Genomic DNA, 19739 nt, shown 5'->3' on the forward strand with positions numbered 1-19739 from the left:
AATATGGGCAAAGGTACAAAAAATGGTCAGGGAGGGGGAACCTTTAATTGTCAAATAAATTACTATGCGTTTAATTATTCACATCATCGGTATATCGTTTCTTCTTACCGTATTCTGCCCCATAGAACAAGGTGAATTTGGAGAAGCAATCGATAAAGGCGAGATTACTTATGACGCTATCGACGAAGCTTCGGGTTTAGTCTGCAGTGGTTATAATCCAGGCTATTTCTGGACACACAACGATAGCGGTGATCAGGCCCGTGTGTTTTTGCTGGATAGCGCGGCGAGACATAAAACAACCTATTATTTAGAAGGAATTGACGCCCGTGATTGGGAAGATATGGCTGCCATGAAAGATAGCGGGAAGTCTTATTTATTAGTTGGCGATATTGGCGACAATTTGGCAAAACATTCAACTATTTATGTTCATAAGTTTGAAGAGCCAAAAATTAATGAGAACAACGTTGTTGATACCATTCCTAAACAGTCCATTACAACGTACACTCTTCGCTATGAAGACGGTCCGAAAGACGCTGAGTCCCTATTTTTCGACCCTATTGATAAAAAGCTCTATATTATAAGTAAGCGCGACCTGCATGTTGGTGTCTATGAAGCGATACTTCCTGCACAGAAAACTGATACGATTACCCTGAAAAAGCGTATTTCCATTCCTTATACCTTTGTTACAAGTGCCGATATCTCGCCGGATGGTAAGGAGGTGCTGATAAAAAATCTACTGAATGTGTATTATTGGAAGCGTAAACAAGGTGAATCCATACCCGAAATGTTTCGTCATGAAGGCACTATGCAGCCTTATCAGCCCGAACCGCAAGGCGAAGCAATCACTTTTGCACGGGACGGGTCCGGTTATTATACGACAAGTGAAAAACCTTTTGGATTGCCCGCACATATTTATTTTCATAAGAGGCATGCGGGCTTTAAGTAATAGGCTATAATGTATAAGCCTTATGGATATCATACTCCACCTTATACCTTCAATCTTACTTCTCACTGCTCCAAAGCTAACTTCTATTTAACATAAACTTAATGGTTCTTTTGTTTGTTTGTAAGTGTTTGTTAATGAGTGTTTTGTTCTTTGTTTTTATCTGCTTGCTGCTATGCTGTTAACGGTTGAAAGGGCTAGGTATATATTTTGTAACGTTTGCCTTTTCATGGAAATGGTGAGGTTCATCAACTTTGTAACATGAACAAGTGAGATGTTAATATCAAGCTGTCATGTCTTAAGTGAAATACTAAACCATCAAAGAAATGAAAAAACTTTTTACAAGCTGTTTGCTCTTGACCTTATCCTTTATCGCTTTTGCACAACAGCATGGAGTAATTTCCGGAAAAGTGCAAGAATCGCTTACAAGAGCTTCCTTGCCGGGAGCCACTGTACGCCTCAATGTTGGAAACCGTTATACTATATCAGGTCAAAATGGCGACTATGAATTTTTAAATGTGCCTGCAGGAACCTATGAAATGGAAGTAATTTATATGGGTTATCAAAGGACAAAGCAGCAGGTCATGGTAACTGCGGGGGAAAATACAGTTGTCAATTTTATGTTAGAAGACGGTTCCGTTACGATGGACGAGGTAGTCATTATGGGTGATCGTCTCCGAGGACAGGCCAGGGCGCTTAATCAACAAAAAAGTAAATCTAATATCACCAATATCATTTCATCTGATCAAGTAGGACGTTTCCCTGATGCCAATATCGGTGACGCCTTGCGGCGCGTTCCTGGTATTACCATGCAGAATGACCAAGGAGAAGCCCGTAATATTATCGTGCGTGGATTGTCACCGGAGTTAAATTCCGTGACACTCAATGGCGATCGGATCCCTTCGGCAGAAGGCGACAATCGACGGGTACAAATGGATTTAATCCCCTCGGATATGATTTCAACCATCGAGGTGAATAAAACGTTAACGCCCGACATGGACGCGGATGCCATCGGTGGATCGGTGAACTTGATTACGAGGGCTTCACCAAATGGGCAACGGATATCAGCAACCTTAGCAGGCGGTTATAACCCCTTACACCAAACACCCATTTATACCGGTGCTTTTGTTTATGGAAACCGTTTTGCTAATAACAAATTCGGTATGGTGTTGAGTGGCTCTTACAACAATAATCAACTGGGCTCCGAAGGTATTGAAGGCGAATGGGAACAGGATAAAGATGGCAATGCGTGGCTATCTCGCGAAGATATTCGAAGATACAATGTGCACCGTGTTAGAAGAAGTGTGGCGGGAGCTTTTGATTATAAAATTAATGAGAATCATAGTTTATATGCTAATCTCATGTACAATTGGCGGGACGACTGGGAAAACCGATATCGTGTGCGAACCGATATGGAATTGGCGGAAGAAGATCTGGGAGTGGCGGGAGGTTTTAAACTCGATAAAATTTCGCGCGAAACTAAAGGGGGCATCGGTAATAACCGCGTTGATTATGCTCGCTTAGAAGACCAACGTGTGCAAAACTATTCATTGGGTGGGAATCACCTGCTGGGTTCGTCCTTGGATATGGATTGGGCGGTGAGTTATGCGAAGGCAAGTGAAGACCGGCCACATGAACGATACATTAACTACGAATACGAAAGCGAAGAAGACTTATTGATCCAACAAGTGCCCTCTTCTAATGATCGCCCGGTAGATTTAGTGTATGACCGTCCAAATGCTGGTTTAAGTCAACTTGACGCCATCAGCGAAAATCATGATTATACCGATGAAACCGAACTAGGTGCAAAACTGAACTTTCGGGTTCCTTTCTCCTTGATTGACGGTGAAAAAGGTCGCTTGCGTTTTGGTGCCCGCTTACGTCTGAAAGAGAAGGAACGGAGAAATGAATTCTTTGAATACACACCACTTGGCGGACAATATGATGTTTTAGGCAATGTGCAAACTGTCAATTGGACAGGTGCCTTTGAACCAGGTAACCAATATGCACCCGGTTTATTTGCCGACAAGCATTTATTGGGTAACCTTGATTTGACAGATGCGTCTCAGTTTGAGCAAGAGGATAAACCCGATGAGTATTTATCCGCAAATTATAAAGCCAAAGAACGAATAACCGCTGGTTATATTCGTTGGGATCAGGATTTCAATAGTCAATTGTCCATGATTTTAGGGGCAAGGATCGAACATACCAATATCGACTATACCGGAAATGTGGTGGCCGATGAGGAAGAACTGGCAGGTACAAGGTCTGTTAAAAATAGTTATACAAACGTATTACCGAGTGTAACTTTTAAGTATGTTCCTCAAGAAGACTTGGTATTAAGAGGTGCTGTTACAACGAGCTTGGCCAGACCGAACTATTATTCGATCGCCCCTTATGTACAGTCTAACATAGACGATGGTTTTGTCGTGGCGGGTAATCCGGATCTAAAAGCGACTTATGCTTGGAACTTCGATCTCATGGCGGAGAAGTATTTTAAGTCGGTCGGTATTATTTCCGGAGGCGTATATTATAAAAACTTGAAGAATTTTATTTATAAATACAGTAATAGAGATTATACGGCAGAACAGTTTGCAAACGATTTTCCAGGAGCAAGCAATTTAATTCCGGAAGGAGAAACTTGGCGTTTTGTGCAGGATCGTAACGGCGATAATGTGGATGTTTATGGTTTTGAGCTTGCTATTCAGCGTCAATTGGACTTCCTGCCCGGTAAATTCCTGAAAGGTTTTGGCGTATATGCCAACTACACCTACACCAAGTCGAAAGCGAAAGGTATTGCGGATGCGGATGGTAATCCGAGAGGTAATATGACTTTGCCACAAACTGCCCCACATATGGTGAATGGTTCGTTATCGTGGGAAAATAAACGCTTTTCCGCGCGTGTCTCAGCCAATTATACAGCTGCTTACATCGATGAAATAGGATCCGATGCTTTTAGCGATTTTTATTACGATAGCCAATTCTTCTTAGATGCAAATGCTTCGTATAAATTCGGAAAGTATATGCGCGTGTTTGTAGAAGCTAATAACCTGACCAATCAATCGTTACGCTATTATTGGGGCGCCAGTAATCGTCCGATGCAAAATGAGTTTTATAAACCACGTTATAATCTAGGTCTTAAGTTTGATATGTAAGTAATAATAGAAAAATAAAAGGGCTGTCATGCACTAGATAGCCCTTTTTATTATAGCCCTAGGTCATGGTATATAACTGCGGCAACTTCGTTTATTAAGCGAACACTTTATAAGATTTTAATTAACAATAAATTAACATCAGGCGATTATTTTTGTGATATGGTACGTTTTCGTGTCTGTATCTTTGCAATTGCCTGGATATTATGCTATCCACGTTTTTTAACAGCGCAAACACCTTCTGCTGTTTTGGATATTGGGCATTTAGATCTGTATGATATTCGACCTTCCGATTCCTTATTAGTCATAGAGAATGAACGTTATCTGCAAGCCGAAAGGCAAGACGATAAGCTTAAACAAGCCTTATCCTTGCAAAAGATGGGGCAGATATGTTATAACTCAGGCCTGTATGCGCAGTCATTAAATTACCATCTACAAGCAGAAAAACTGCTGGAGCGAGGAAACCAAAGTCAACGAGCGGCAAACCTGAATGATTTAGCTCTCTTGTTATTTTTAAACAATCAAAGAGAAGAAGCTAAACGCCTTTATTTCCAAGCCTTAAATAGCTATAAAAGATCAGAAGATGTTAAAGGACAAGGAAATACTTATGGAAATCTTGGGCATCTTTACGAAAAATGTAGCGATTACGACAGCGCTTTTTACTTTCAACAAAAGGCTATGCAAGCCTTTGAGCAAATAAATGACTTAGACGGCATAGCTTTAATCAACGAGAATTTAGGAAGTATTTATGAAGACAAGGGAAGGTATGTTGAGGCCTATCAATACTTTACCAAAGCATTGAATCGTTTTAAAGCGAACGGTAATATTCCAATGCTAATCGATGCCTATAATAACATAGGAGATATCAACAGAAAGACGGGCAAATACCAAGAGGCCTTGATCTATACCGGACTGGCCGAAAAGTTAGCTAAAGAAAACAAAGCATGGAGCAGATTAAGTAGTGCTTATAGGGACCTAGGGAAGACCTATAGTCTTCTGAAAAATGCGGATAGTGCATTTTACTATTTAGAGTTGAGTCGGAAGCTGTATATCGAAATCTATAATGAAGATAGTAAAAACCAAGCTGCTCTGCTTAAGGTACTTTACGATATTGATCGTAAAGACGCCCGCATCGCACAATTGGCGAAGGAGCGCAGAACGGCCATTATTATCTATGCAACACTTGGTATTATCGCTTGTTTATTGGTTCTTTTATTCATAATCGTGGTGAGAAACCAGCGGCAAAAAATACGCAATGAAAGGCAGCTTCGCGATCAGGAAACGGATCTGCTACAGGCTAAGCAACGTTTAATGGAAGTAGAGCTGCAAAATAAAAAACTTCAGGAAGAGCAATTACAGATCGAAATCGAAAGCAAAGCAAAAGAAATTACGTCTCATACGCTCCAGGCAATTGAAAAAAATAAATTGCTGGAGGAAATGAAACTGGCTTTGACTGAAATTATTCGAAACGATAGTAGAAGCTATAAAAAAGAGCTTAGGCAATTACTCAATAAGATTAACCAAAGCTTTCATAAAGAAGCTAGCTGGGTTGATTTCCGAAGAGTATTCGAAGAAATTAATCAAGATTTCTTTCTGCATTTACAACAGATTAACCCTGATTTATCTGCGGCAGATCTGCGCCTGGTTTCCCTCATTAAACTCAACATGAATACACCGGACATGGCTGCCCTCTTGGGTATCTCTACAGACAGTCTTCGTGTATCCAGGTATCGTCTTCGTAAAAAATTAGGTGTCGAGCCGGGCAAGAGTTTAACGGCATTTCTTCAAGCTATATAAAGCGTTCTTGTTTATGGTTTAATTAGGCTTTCCACTCGAATACTTGATACTATTGTTACCATTAACAAAGGGTTGATAAGGGGTTAATAAGGTGTTGACAAAGGGTTAATAAGGGTAACATCCTTATTAACCCTTTGTTAAAACTCTATAAATGCATCATTAATACTATTTCAATAACAGAGAAGAGGCGGGCATAATCTAAATTTAGGACGTATTGTTACAAATTGTTGCCTTTATTTTAATCATGTTCACTATTTGTAACGCTTGAAAATTGATTTAATTCAGTCAATAAAGGCATTTTTGTGAGAAAAAGAATAATGAACAAAAGAAATAAAGTATACTTCGTTTTAGCGTTTATGGCTACTGTACTGGCTTTTGGTTGTCAATCGGCTAGCAATAAAAATGATAGTAAATCAACTCAACCATTGGATCACCCAACAGATACATTAGTTGCAACGGTCATTACCGAAAAGGTTAAACATGATAGTGATGATCCAGCCATTTGGATTAATTCAGCACAGGTGGAAAAAAGCCTAATTATCGGAACGGATAAAGATAGTGATGGAGCTCTCTATGCTTTTGATCTGCAGGGGAAAATTGTCAAAAGAGTAGAGGGGATTAAAAGGCCGAATAACGTTGATATTGCTTACGGTTTTCAATTGAACGGGAAAAGTGTGGACATTGCGGTGTTGACTGAGCGTGAGACAAATAAAATACGAGTTTTTACGCTGCCTGATTTAAGTCCCGTGGATAACGGCGGAATAGATGTATTTGTAGGTGAAGAGGAGCGAGCTCCAATGGGCATTGCTTTGTATACGCGGCCGAGAGACAAGCAAGTATTTGCGGTGGTAGGCAGAAAATCGGGCCCGGCAGCGGGTTATTTATGGCAATATCGGTTAAGAGACAATGGAGCCGGATCTGTCAGCGGTGACCTTGTACGGAAATTTGGGAAGTATAGTGGCAAGAAGGAAATTGAAGCCATTGCGGTCGATAACGAACTGGGCTATATCTATTATTCCGATGAACAAACGGGGATTCGGAAATATATGGCTGATCCTGCGGTAAATAATAATGAAGAACTAGCTCTTTTCGGACAAAGTGGTTTTTCAAAGGATCATGAAGGAATTGCTATTTACAAAACGGGGGCTGAAACCGGTTATATTCTCGTGTCTAACCAAGGCTCGCATACCTTTATGGTTTATCCTCGGGAAGGAACTAAAGCCAATAAAAACGAATATCCTTTATTAGCTGAAATTCCTGTTAGTGCAATGGAGACGGATGGAGCCGACGCTAGTTCCGTAAATTTAGGAGCGCAATTTCCTGAAGGGATTTTGGTGGCTATGAGTACCAACCGAACCTTTCATGTCTTTGATTGGAGAAAAGTAAACGAGCGAATTATCTCGAAAAAATAAAGGATTGTTTATCATTGTTTCGTAATAACAAAACGCCGTCTGCGCAACTTGTGCAGACGGCATTGTCAAAACCCACTCCAGTAAATTAACGTTCTTCTTTATCTTGCCTGTATTCAATCTGATCGCAATGATGTACGTGTTTCCCAAAAAGCCTATTGCCTCGCCATTGGAAAGCGAAAATATTGGCTGCTATAAAAAGAAAAATAACGAGAATTGCAGCGACTTTCGAAATGGTCGCCAACACAGGCTTGCGGGAAAATCCCCCATAAATGTAGCCGATTATAAAAATCATGCAGGCTACAAAAAGTATCCGAATTGCAATGAAGACTAACATAATACCAAATTTTAAAATTAAACCTTCTCATAAGGCTTTCACCAAATTTCCTTTTTGATGCAGTTTTTTGCCTTACTGATTTAAAATTAGTGGCTTTGATTTTAGTATTTTAGGAAAGTAGACCAGGATAGCATATGTATCGACAAACAGCAAAAATTTAACTTCCGAGATTCAATAATTGATTAACCCGTTCCTTGAAAGATTCGCCAATCGGGATTTCTTGGTCTCGAATGCATACGAAATCACGTTTAATGGTCGTGATTTTATTTGCAGCAACAAGGTAAGATTTATGTGTACGTATAAAAGAAAAAGGCTGTAATCGTTCTTCTATCGATTTCATGGTCATGCGCGTCAACACGGGTTTGGATGTAGAGGATAAGTGAATTTTAATATAGTCCTTAAGCCCTTCCACATAGTCTATTTCGTTTATCAAAATCTTAACTAAAGTATACTCAACATGAACGAAGAAGTGATCCGTCTCCTCCTTTTTTGGTGTTACGGCGGTTTGCATGGCGAACAAGTCCTGTGCGCGATTGCAAGCTTTTAAAAATCTCTTAAAGCCAAAGGGCTTTAAGAGATAGTCTACCACCTGTAGATTAAAACCTTCTAACGCATATTGTTCATAAGCGGTAACCAAGATGATCAATGGTGGTTTTTTGAGTGTCTGCAGAAATTCCAGGCCACTTATTTGCGGCATTTGTATATCCAGAAAAATCAGATCGATCGGTTCTTGGTGCAATACAGCTGCCGCTTCCAGCGCATTTCTACAGGATTTTATTAAATTTAGAAAGGGTACTTGCCGAATATTATCTTCCATTAGCTCTCGCACCAATACTTCATCATCTACAATTAAACACCTCATCATATTAGTTTAAGTGTAAGTTGTATGCAAAACAGATTATTGTCTGCATTGGTTTTTAATGCGTATTTCTCTTTATATAAAAGTTCTAAACGCTGTTTCGTGTTCTCCAGTCCTATACCACTTGATCGTTCATGGACGGTTTTATGCTGGCTTTGATAGTGATTTCGAACTTCAAAAAAGAGCACGTCATCCTTTACTGTCAAAGAGATATGGATTTGTGGAGCTTCCAAGTGGGTAACACCGTGTTTAAAAGCATTTTCAACAAATGGTATAAGCAACATGGGTTCAATAACATATTGCTTGTCCTCGGCTGGCCTTGACAGCTGGCTGATTATCCTGACTTCTTGCCCAAATCGCAAGGCTTGCAGCTGAATGTAATTTTCTAAATATTCAATTTCCTTGATTAAAGCGACTTTTTTGCCTTCTGTGTCGTAAAGCATGTAACGCATTATACCTGACAACATAATAAGGGATTCTTCTAATTTATCAGATTTTTTTCGGGCAAGGGACACCATGTTGGTCAATACGTTGAAAAGGAAATGCGGACTGATTTGCGTGCGGAGAAATTTAAGTTCGGCCTGTAATTGAACCGCTAGCCGTTCTTTTTGCAATCGTTCTGCTCGAATCCTGTTTAACACCATACGGTAAACAAAACTTATGACAAAGACAAGAATGGAAGGAGCGAAGAGGAATCTATAAACCAAAGGACTACGGGGAATTTCAGCAAAAAAGTTTAAAAGCAGCCAATGCTTTAATCGGAGAGAAACGAAAATTAACAAGAGGCTACCAACTATATATAACCACCAGAATCGTTTATTGAATAGCTTTGGATAAAGAAAATAGGCATTTCCATAAAATATGGCGGCATGTATTATGCCTGTTAGTGTAAAGAGCCAACCGGGTATAGCACCAATTTGATAATTATTGTCAGCAGATCCGATAAGATAGGGCAAAAGCAATAGGACGCTCCATATAAAAATATGAAGAGCCACATGGACTTGCTTGAAGGATAAGGATGTTAACATGCTAACAATGCTTCTTTATCAAGTTTTAAATGAAAGTAAGGAAATAGATTTGCTTGTGCAATCGGTTGTTCGCTACTATATACAATAAGGTTGTTATGGACGACGATTCAGGCATTTGTGTAGACAAAACATAAAATCAACGTACTTGCTTATGCCGATTGCGATCGTAATTAAGGGAATTTCATTGTTTATATAAAAAAGACTACCTTTGCTGCTAATATCGGCGCTCAGCCTTTGTCTTAATAAGTGTGGAGTTAATTTAACCAATAAAATACTTCGCTAAAAAAAATAACCCTTTGTCTACTAAGTCTATATAGAATTTTCTAAAGAATATAGGGCAATTTTTTTATCAACCAATAAATTGAATACAATGAACTTTATTTCAAAAGAAGAGGTATTAAGCGCTTGCCTATCGCCTGAATTGGATAGTCGATTCAAGCATTTATGGCATTTAGTAGGTAATACGCCGATGCTGGAATTACATTACAAATATCTTGGAAAAGCCAATAAGATTTACGTCAAGTGCGAACATTATAATCTAACCGGAAGTATTAAAGACCGGATGGCTTTATATATTATGTATAAAGCTTATTTAGGGTGTCAAATAAAACCAACTGACACCATCGTTGAAGCAACGAGTGGAAATACGGGAATAGCCTTTTCAGCGATTGGCAGGACGCTTGGGCACCCGGTTAAAATTATCATGCCTAACTGGCTTAGTCGCGAACGTATTGACATCATAAAAAGCATGGGAGCCGAGATTGTGTTGGTTAGTAAAGAGGAGGGTGGCTTTTTGGGAAGTATTAAAATGAGTGAAGAGATGGCTGAGAGAGGCGGTGTGTTTTTACCTCGCCAATTTGAAAACAGGTATAATTGTGAAGCACATGAACGAACAACAGGACGTGAAATTTGGGAACAATTAAAAAGCAAAGGCCTACAGCCAGATGCTTTTGTTGCCGGAGTCGGCACCGGTGGGACAGTCATGGGTGTAGGAAGTTATTTACGCAGTGTACATCCCCAAGTTCGGATTCATCCTTTGGAACCGGCCGAAAGTCCTACGCTATCTACAGGATTTAAAGTTGGCTCGCACCGGATACAAGGGATATCTGATGAATTTATACCTGCCATTGTTCAGTTAGATCAATTGGACAAGGTAGTTCGGGCGAATGATGGTGATGCTATTTTGATGGCCCAAAAATTGGCCGAACAGTTAGGATTGGCCGTAGGAATCTCCTCGGGTGCTAATGTGATTGGAGCCATTAAGCTGAAGGAAGAATTGGGGGAAGATGCAGTTGTTGTTACTTTGCTATGTGATGACAATAAAAAGTACTTAAGCACCGATTTGGTTAGAGAAGAACCCGTAAGAGACGGATATATCGCTATGGCAGTTGACTTTAAAGAATATCATCCTATCTGTCGTTTAAAAGAACCTATGTTTGGAGCTTATTGAGATTTAAGGTAAGGTTTTAGGTATAGGGTATAAGGTATGCCGCCCCCTTATACCCTATACCCTACGCTTTATACCTTTCTACCAAACCCTGATTCGTTCATTCTCCGGTTTGTATAGCTTATCGCCTTCTTTTACATTAAAGGCTTTATACCAAGCATCCATATTAACTAGGGGGCCGATTGTCCGTGCTGTAGCAGGTGCATGGGGATCCACCAAAATCAATTGAGCGGCTGTTTCAGGTGTAGTATTCATACGCCATACCTGAGCCCATGATAAAAAGAAACGCTGATCAGGGGTAAAGCCATCAATCTTTTCGTTGGATTGCCCTTGAGGAGTCTTTTTGAATGCTGCATAGGCCATGGCCAAACCGCCCAAATCCGCCAGATTTTCTCCCAAGGTGAGCTTGCCCTTTACATGAAGTGTATCAAGAACGGTGTAGCCATTGTATTGCTCCACCACCTTATTCGCCAATTTTTTGAAATTATCCGCATCTTCTTTTGTCCACCAGTCTTTTAAGTTACCATCGGCAGCGTATTGCCTTCCCTGATCGTCAAAGCCATGCGTCATCTCATGACCGATGACGGCGCCGATCCCACCATAATTAACTGCATCATCTGCCGAAAAGTCAAAAAACGGAAATTGTAAAATACCGGCTGGGAAAGCAATTTCATTGTTTGCCGGATTGTAATAGGCATTCACAGTCGGCGGTGTCATACCCCAACGTGTTCTGTCTACCGGTTTGCCTAACTGGTCCACCATGTCGTTATAGTTCCATATCTTGGCACGGCGGATATTTCCATAATAATCATCCTTCTTTATTTCCAAACCGTCATAGGTTTCCCATTTATCGGGATAGCCGATTTTGGGTGTGAAGGCCTGTAGTTTTTCAATGGCCTTTTTCTTGGTCGTTTCACTCATCCAGTCCAGTGTCTTGATTCGTTCCTCGTAAGTTTCCGATAAGTTCTTTACCAATTCAACCATTCGTTTTTTTGCATCAGGTTTGAAATATTTGGCTACATATAATTGGCCTAATAAGTCACCGATGGAACGATCAATCACTTCAAAACTGCGTTGCCAACGGGGTGTCATCTCTTTCTGACCTGTCAGGGCCTGTGTGAAAGCAAAATTAGCTTTGACAAAAGGCGTGCTTAAGTGTGGTGCTGCAGTTTTAAGCATATTCCATTGCAAATATGTTTTCCATTCGTCAACCGATTTTTTTGCAAGTAGCTTAGATGCCTCGACGAAAAATGAAGGATTGTTGACTATTACGCTGTCTGCATCCTCAATCTTTAGCGTACTAAAAGTCGTCTCCCAATTGAGTTGGGGAGCGTTCTTCTTTAAGTCGGCTAATGTAAGTTTGTTGTAGGTTCTGTAGGGATCTCGCATATCCTCCCGACTCCATTCGGCTTTCGCGAGAGCAGCTTCTATATTCCATATTTGTTCAAACTTTTTAACCGTTTCCGTGTCGTTAGTTCCTGCCAGGGTAAATAGCTGCTGAACATAAGTTTCGTAGGCTTGTTTAATATCACGATTTCTCGTGTTATTAACTAGATAATAGTCGCGATCAGGGAGTGTGAGTCCACCTTGACCAAATTGCGCAATGTTGGCTGCTGTATTTTTTTCGTCTTGATCGACGTAAAAATTATAAAGAGGGGAACCAATTCCAATAGTTCGCTGAAATGCAATTTCTTTGACAACGCCATCGATATCCTTTATACTGTTGATGCGCGTTAAATCATCTTTAATTGGTTCTTTGCCCGCAGCATCGATTCCAACGCTATCCATCGCACTCGAGAAAAAATCCCCCACGCGTTGTTCTACGCTACCTGTTTTTGCATCTTTTTTTGTGGAAACCTCTTCCAAAATGCTCTTTACTGCTTTTGCGTTAAAATCTCGTAGTTGGTTGAAGCTACCCCAACGCGTTTCTTTGGCCGGTACTGGATTGTTTTTCAGCCAGACGCCGCTTGCATAATGAAAAAAATCATCTCCCGGTTTAAAAGTTGTGTCCATATTGGCAGGATCGATTAGTTTCTCAGGAGTATTAGTGAGTGTTGTGCTCTTTTCAGCTTGCGAGCAGCCTTGAAAGACAGCAAAGGCCAGACTGCAGTAAAGTAAAGGGGAATAATACTTCATGTGTGTTAAATTATTTGTTGTAGAAATTTGGCAAATTGAATCATTAAGTTAAAAATAAACAATTCTTTTTTATAGATGCCCAAATGTTTATTGCTTATTTGAACAAATACCGATTTGTTAGTCGGCCAATTTTTTTGAACGAAGGTAAAATTTTTGTTTTTGAATATATATGGATTGGTGTAACAATATTATAAGACGGAGAGGTTTCGGTGTCTGCCGCAAGCTAATTAATGACACCTCTTGACTAACATCTAAGAGCTGATTACAAAATAAATTTGGAAATATTAACACTGTTAACTATGTTTGCTGTGTTATTTGCTTGAGGTATAAAAAATGGGAATAAAGGAACGCAAAGAGAGGCATAAAGAAGATTTGCGTCAGCGTATTTTAGACGCTGCGAAAGTGTTGTTTTTGAAAGAAGGTTATGAAGCTACTTCTATCCGGAAAATAGCATCAGCCATTGAGTTCAGTCCGACTACCATTTATCTTTATTATAAAGATAAAAACGATATTATCTATACGTTACAGAAGGAGGGATTCAAGGTGTTGCGCACTAAATTTTCTGCCCTTAGTAACGTGGATGACCCATTTGAGCGCTTGAAAGCGATGGGGCGAACCTATTTGCAGTTTTCCATGGAAAATCGTGAATTTTATGAACTTATGTTCATCATGAAGGAGCCTTTGGAATATCTTCAGAAAATTTGCGGTAGCGAGGCAGAGCAGTGGGACGATGGTGTAGAGGCTTTTAACTTTCTGGTTTATACGATCGCTGAATGTCAACGATCCGGTTATTTTAAGGGACATGACACTAAAATGTTTTCCTTGTTGGTTTGGTCGACCGTGCACGGTTTGTGTGCGCTTAATATGCACGGGCATATCACCCATGTCGTTGAGAAGCATTTGATTGAGCTAAAGGAGGGGACTCAAATTCTTGATTGCGCTTTTGATAGTTATATTAAATTTCTGGAACAGATAAAAGGTTAATTTTTTTATTCATTAAAGAACACTGTTAATAATGAAAACACTGTTTATAATAACTTGTTGTTTAGTGTTACTGATCCCCTTCTTGTCGAGGGCGCAAATCAGTACGTTAGATGCTTATATCGAGGAGGGAAGACATAACAATTTAGTGCTCAAGCAAAAAAACATTTCCTTGGATAAGGCGATGTTGGCTCTCCAGACAGCAAAGAGTATGTACCAGCCAAGCGTTGCTCTTCAGGCAACTTATAGCACGGCCTCGGGAGGTCGAAATATATTATTGCCTTTAGGTGATTTGATGAACCCGGTATATACGACCTTGAATCAATTGACAAATTCTCAAAACTTTCCTCAGCTGCAGAACGAATCGATCAATTTTTTGCCAAAGAACTATTATGACGCTCGGATTAGAACGACGGTACCCATTATTAATACGGATATTGGATACAATAAGCGGATTAATGAGCAACAGGTTCATTTACAAGAATTTGAGGTGCAGACTTACGAGCGTGAATTGGTGAAAAATATTAAGTCGGCCTATTTCAACTTTTTAAATGCACACCAAGCTGTAAAAATATATGAATCGGCATTAAAACTGGCTGAGGAATCCAAGCGGGTTAACGAACGTCTATTGGCAAACGGTAAAGGACTACCGGCCTATGTGCTTCGCGCTAACAGCGAAATCGAGCAGGTAAGATCGCAGGTTACCCAGGCGGAGCAACAACAAATAAACGCTCGGTTATATTTTAACGCATTACTCAACAGAAAAGGAGAGACATTCATAGATACTCTGTATAATGCTGATGCGGCCTTGGAAAAAGCAACTGTTCTGTTACAGGCAGATCCTGATATTCAGTCACGTGAGGAGTTGAAATCACTTCAACAAGTGATAGCTATCAATGAAAATGTCATTAAGATGAACAAAAAGTTTTCCATTCCTAAGATCAGCGGATTTTTGGATTTGGGCTCCCAAGCGGAGCAAATGCGTTTCAACGATCAATCGCGTTATTTGATGGTTGGTTTGCAATTTGATTTGCCTATATACACCGGTAATAGAAACCGCATAAAAATCAAGCAGTCGCAATTAGAGTTGGCTGACGCATCTCTTAATAGAGCGCATGTGCAACAACAACTGGAAGTGAGCTCGAGGATCGCGAAGAACAATCTGATTGCCGCGTGGCAGAATTATCACTCTTCTTTAAAGCAATTAGAGGCTGCCGCGTCTTATCAACGGCTGATTGAAAAGGGGTATAAAGTAGGTTCTAATACATACATTGAAACAATTGACGCAAGAAATCAATTAACCACCGCTCAATTATCTACACTCATTAATAAATATAACGTCTTGTTGGCTGCCGCGGAGTTGGAAAGGGAAACAGCCACTTATCCATTAAAAAAATAAGGTTATGAATAGATTTGGTTCTCTATTAGTACTTCTGGTTGCTTTTGTTTCCTGTAAAAGCACCAGCGATCGATCGGCCGATGGGCTCCGTGAGGATACGATACCCGTAAAATTATTAACATTATCTCAGAAATCGGTAGGACAGCAAATCAAGACATCCGGCGTTTTTACAACCGACAACGAAGCGATTCTTTCTTTTAAAAATGGTGGCGTAGTTAGTAAGATATATGTGAAAGAGGGTGATGCCGTACAAACCGGTCAATTGTTGGCAACGTTGAATCCGACAGAGGTTGCTGCGAGTGTCGGACAGGCTAAGCTTTCTGAGGAAAAAGCACAACGTGATTTTCAGCGGGCGCAAGCCTTATTCAAAGATAGTGTGGCTACCCTTGAACAGTTACAGAATGCCGAAACTGCCCTTCGAATTGCCCAAGAGCAATTGCGGGCAGCCAATTATAATCGAAATCAAACTGAGATTAGGGCGGCTTCAGCAGGTTATGTGCTGAAACGCTTTGTGAATGACGGGCAAGTTGTGGGTCCGGGAAGTCCTGTGCTTCAGTTGAATAGGACGGGGGGCAGCGATTGGCAGTTGAAAGTAGGTGTGAGTGATCAACAGTGGTCGCGTATAGCGGTCGGTGATTCTGCTATTATCTCTTCCGAAGTGCTTGGGAACAAGGTGGCGGCGCTGGTTTATAAAAAATCGGAGGGGATCGACCCCGCTTCCGGTGTATTCACCATTATGCTTAAACTTCTTCCGGGTGATTACGGCAAAAAAATCGGTACGGGTATGTTTGCCCAAGCTGTCATACAGACGAAGGAAGATGCGTCTCATTGGCAAATACCCTACGACGCTATTTTAGATGGCGATGCCGGAAAGGCTTTTGTTTTCGTTACGAATGACGGAAAAACAGCTAGGCAGGTTGAGGTAAAGGTAGATGCTATTCAACAAAATACGGTGTCAATCTCAGCGGGATTGGAAAACACCCCATCGTTGATTATTTCAGGAAGTGCCTATTTAACAGATGGGTCACCAATTAAAGTGGTTAAGTAGTTAAGTAGTTGAGTGGTTAAGTAGTTGAGTGGTTAATTAGTTAAGTAGTTGAGTGGTTAAGTAGTTGAGTGGTTAAGTAGTAGAGCAGGAATTCGTTAAGTAGCAGAAAGCTGATTGCTGACTGCTGAAAGCTAAAAAAAATGAACCTTTCATCGTATGCAATAAAGAACAGCCAGTTCACCTTGATTATGGTCATCATGGTGGTAGTAGTGGGCATAAGCACTATGTTAAGCATGCCAAGGGCAGAAGATCCGGAAATGCAAACGCCTATGTTTCCGGTGGTAGTGGTATATCCCGGGACAAGTCCAAAAGATATGGAGGAACTGGTGGTTAAGCCAATGGAAACGAAGATATATGGCTTGGATGATATTAAGCGGATTAAAACTACCATTTTAAATGGGCTCGCTGTATTAACGGTGGAGTATAAATTTGAAAGTGATTACGATAGTAAATATCAGGAGCTGGTGCGGGAAATCGGAGCATTACGCGCAGAGTTGCCTCAAGATATTTATAATATAGACATTCAGAAGGTGGAACCCAGCGGGGTAAATGTTGTTCAGTTGGCGTTAATATCCCAAAATGCATCCCGAAAGGCATTAAAGAAAGTAGCCGAAAATCTACAAGATGAATTGGAGAAGATTCCGTCACTCAAAGAAGTGAAAATAAGTGGTTTGCCCGAGCAGCTGGTGCGCATAGATGTCCACCCCGATCGTTTGGCGCAGATGCATATTCCACTTAACACGGTGATGGAAGCGGTTCAAAGTGAAGCCGCTAATATTCCGGGCGGTAGCATATTGGGTGGAGGGAAGTCCTTCAGTGTCAAAACCAGCGGTAACTACCAAAGTATCGATGAGATTGGGAATACGATTGTATTTAGTAGCGAAGGGAAGAATGTATTGTTAAAGGATGTTGCGGATGTTTATCCGGACTTTGCACCTGATGACCACATTACCCGCCTAAATGGTTACCGTTGCTTGTTAATTAATGCGGCACAGAAATCCGGTGAAAATATAAGCAAAACGCAAGAGGCTTATTTGCCTGTTATTGAAAAATTTAAGCAAAGCTTGCCAAAAAACATGGATTTGGTGCTGCACTTTGATCAGGCGGAGAATGTTAATCATCGCTTGAGCGGTTTGGGTATTGATTTTTTAATTGCTGTTTCATTGGTTTTAATTACCTTATTGCCATTAGGAAATCGGGCTTCCATGGTCGTGATGATAGCGATACCTCTTTCTCTTTCCATTGGTTTAGTGCTCTTACATATTTTTGGTTTCAGTTTAAACCAATTAAGTATCGTTGGTTTTGTTGTTGCACTGGGACTTTTGGTGGACGACAGCATCGTTGTGGTTGAAAACATAGAACGATGGCTGCGGGAAGGACATTCAAGGCTTGATGCTGCGATAAAAGGAACAGGGCAAATTGCTATGGCGGTTCTGGGTTGTACGGCAACGCTGGTCATTGCCTTTATGCCATTAATGTTTATGCCGGAAGCTTCCGGTGATTTCATTAGAAGTTTGCCGGTAGCCGTTATCAGCACCGTCATTGCCTCGATGATTATTGCGCTGACGGTTGTGCCCTTTCTATCAAGTCGTTTGTTGAAAGCGCATGAGAACCCGGAAGGAAATGCTGTATTAAGGGCTTTTCAACGGATCATTCACGGAACCTATGCCGTCTTGCTGGATAAGGCGCTTAAAAAACCGTGGATCGCGATATTGGTGGCAGGCATCATTTTCATTGGTTCGCTGGGTTTGATTCCTGTCATTGGCTTCAGTTTGTTCCCGGCATCGGAGAAGCCACAATTTTTAATTGATATTTCTGCACCACAGCAAGCAAGTATATTTTATACCGATAGCATTACCAGACAAATAGAACGAGAATTAAAATCGATTCCTCAAGTGCAGTATTATACAGCGAATGTGGGCAAAGGTAACCCACGTATTTACTATAACGTTGCCCAACAAAATCAGCGCACCGACTTTGCTGAAATTTTCGTTCAACTTAGGAGTGACGTTAAATCAGATGAAAAGGTCGCCATTATCGAAAGGTTAAGAGATGCGTGGACGCCGTACCCGGGCGCTAAGGTAGAAGTAAAAGATTTTGAGCAAGGCGTGCCCATTATATCACCGGTTGAAGTTCGTTTGTTTGGTGAAAATTTAGACACTTTACGATCGTTGGCCGCTCATGTTGAACAAACTTTAAAAGAAACAGAAGGGACTATTTATGTGAATAACCCCGTTAAGAACTATAAAACCGATATTCGTTTAAGCATTAACAAGGAAAAAGCACTAAGTCTTGGCGTGCCTAGTGTTTCCATCGATAGAACAATTCGTATGGCGTTGGCAGGTATCGATTTAGCTACTTATACAAATCCTGCTTCAGACGATGACGACTACCGTATACGCCTTAGCGTGCCAAGAGCGGCTTATCCGGATTTATCGGTACTAAATAATCTTTACGTAAACAATGTACAAGGCGTAGCTATACCATTAAAGCAATTAGCCGAAGTCGGCTTTGAGTCGTCGCCTGTCAGCATAAATCACATCAACAAGATACGAACGATTTCGGTTAATGCGTTTGTTAAGAAAGGGTATTTAAATGACCGGGTTATCAATGAGGTAATTAAGAAGATGGATAGTATGAAGCTACCAACCGGTTACCACTACGAAATGGGTGGTGAAGTAGAAAGTAGACAAGAGTCATTCGGTGGATTCGGAACTGTCATTATGGTTACCGTTTTTCTCTTTATTGCAGTACTTGTATTGGAGTTCAAGACCTTCAAGAGTACGCTTATTGTTCTTTCGGTTATTCCATTAGGTATCGTCGGGGCGGTACTGGCGTTGCTGGTCACCGGTAACACGTTATCCTTTGTAGCCACGATCGGTATTGTGGCGTTAGCAGGCATAGAGGTCAAGAACACAATTTTGCTGGTGGATTTTACCAATCAACTCAGGCGTGAAGGTATGGAATTGAATGAGGCAATTGAGAAGGCAGGGGAGATCCGTTTTCTGCCAATTATATTAACGACTTTAACAGCCATTGGCGGTTTGCTACCGATTGCTTGGTCGAGTAATCCCCTCATTTCGCCTTTGGCTATTGTTATGATAGGCGGATTAATTAGCTCGACCCTTCTGTCGCGGATCATAACACCGGTCGTATATAAACTCATGCCGCCACGAATTGATTAACAGCCTGGCAAAAGAATA

13 protein-coding genes are annotated in these 19739 nt (G+C 40.8%); 9 read left to right on the top strand and 4 right to left on the bottom strand.

All coding sequences use genetic code 11. The features are described 5' to 3' along the window. The first annotated feature begins 64 nt into the window (after positions 1-64). The 4 genes from M1D52_RS08325 to M1D52_RS08340 all read left to right on the top strand — a co-directional run bounded on the left by M1D52_RS08325 (position 65) and on the right by M1D52_RS08340 (position 7304). On the top strand, positions 65-946 hold the full coding sequence (locus M1D52_RS08325) for a hypothetical protein (protein ID WP_013667864.1): 882 nt from the start codon (positions 65-67) through the stop codon (positions 944-946). Positions 947-1269: 323 nt separating this feature from the next. After that, entirely contained in the window at positions 1270-4098 is a 2829-nt protein-coding gene (locus M1D52_RS08330) for a TonB-dependent receptor (protein WP_437392189.1), read from the top strand. A 159-nt stretch (positions 4099-4257) separates the two neighbouring features. After that, a complete protein-coding gene (locus tag M1D52_RS08335) occupies positions 4258-5892 on the top strand; it encodes a tetratricopeptide repeat protein (RefSeq protein WP_437392191.1) in 1635 nt (544 codons plus the stop codon). Positions 5893-6209: 317 nt separating this feature from the next. Then, on the top strand, positions 6210-7304 hold the full coding sequence (locus M1D52_RS08340) for a phytase (RefSeq protein WP_437392193.1): 1095 nt from the start codon (positions 6210-6212) through the stop codon (positions 7302-7304). An 85-nt stretch (positions 7305-7389) separates the two neighbouring features. Here M1D52_RS08340 and M1D52_RS08345 read toward each other — a convergent pair whose 3' ends face one another. The 3 genes from M1D52_RS08345 to M1D52_RS08355 all read right to left on the bottom strand — a co-directional run bounded on the left by M1D52_RS08345 (position 7390) and on the right by M1D52_RS08355 (position 9525). Beyond that, complete coding sequence (locus M1D52_RS08345; RefSeq protein WP_013667860.1) at positions 7390-7638, bottom strand: hypothetical protein; 249 nt, start codon at positions 7636-7638, stop codon at positions 7390-7392. Positions 7639-7795: 157 nt separating this feature from the next. Continuing rightward, the gene (locus tag M1D52_RS08350) at positions 7796-8503 is read right to left on the bottom strand and encodes a LytR/AlgR family response regulator transcription factor (protein WP_013667859.1); all 708 of its coding nucleotides are present in this window, start codon (positions 8501-8503) and stop codon (positions 7796-7798) included. Continuing rightward, positions 8500-9525: a sensor histidine kinase gene (locus M1D52_RS08355; protein WP_437365730.1), complete on the bottom strand. Its 1026-nt coding sequence runs from the start codon at positions 9523-9525 to the stop codon at positions 8500-8502. The genes M1D52_RS08350 and M1D52_RS08355 overlap by 4 nt, the downstream gene beginning before the upstream one ends. A gap of 370 nt (positions 9526-9895) precedes the next feature. Here M1D52_RS08355 and M1D52_RS08360 point away from each other — a divergent pair, with 370 nt between their 5' ends. Continuing rightward, on the top strand, positions 9896-10975 hold the full coding sequence (locus M1D52_RS08360; protein WP_289552019.1) for a PLP-dependent cysteine synthase family protein: 1080 nt from the start codon (positions 9896-9898) through the stop codon (positions 10973-10975). Between the two features lie 78 nt (positions 10976-11053). Here M1D52_RS08360 and M1D52_RS08365 read toward each other — a convergent pair whose 3' ends face one another. Next, complete coding sequence (locus tag M1D52_RS08365) at positions 11054-13108, bottom strand: M13 family metallopeptidase (RefSeq protein WP_289552018.1); 2055 nt, start codon at positions 13106-13108, stop codon at positions 11054-11056. Between the two features lie 333 nt (positions 13109-13441). Between M1D52_RS08365 and M1D52_RS08370 the strand changes: the two genes are divergently transcribed. The 4 genes from M1D52_RS08370 (at position 13442) to M1D52_RS08385 (ending at position 19721) form a co-directional block, all read left to right on the top strand. Then, entirely contained in the window at positions 13442-14092 is a 651-nt protein-coding gene (locus M1D52_RS08370; RefSeq protein WP_013667855.1) for a TetR/AcrR family transcriptional regulator, read from the top strand. Positions 14093-14123: 31 nt separating this feature from the next. Beyond that, on the top strand, positions 14124-15488 hold the full coding sequence (locus M1D52_RS08375) for a TolC family protein (protein ID WP_130858496.1): 1365 nt from the start codon (positions 14124-14126) through the stop codon (positions 15486-15488). A gap of 4 nt (positions 15489-15492) precedes the next feature. Beyond that, positions 15493-16536, top strand: coding sequence for an efflux RND transporter periplasmic adaptor subunit (locus M1D52_RS08380; protein ID WP_437365737.1), 1044 nt, complete (start codon positions 15493-15495; stop codon positions 16534-16536). Between the two features lie 140 nt (positions 16537-16676). Next, positions 16677-19721, top strand: coding sequence for an efflux RND transporter permease subunit (locus tag M1D52_RS08385; protein WP_149105989.1), 3045 nt, complete (start codon positions 16677-16679; stop codon positions 19719-19721). Positions 19722-19739 lie beyond the last annotated feature (18 nt).

It is taken from the genome of Olivibacter sp. SA151, from assembly GCF_054130995.1.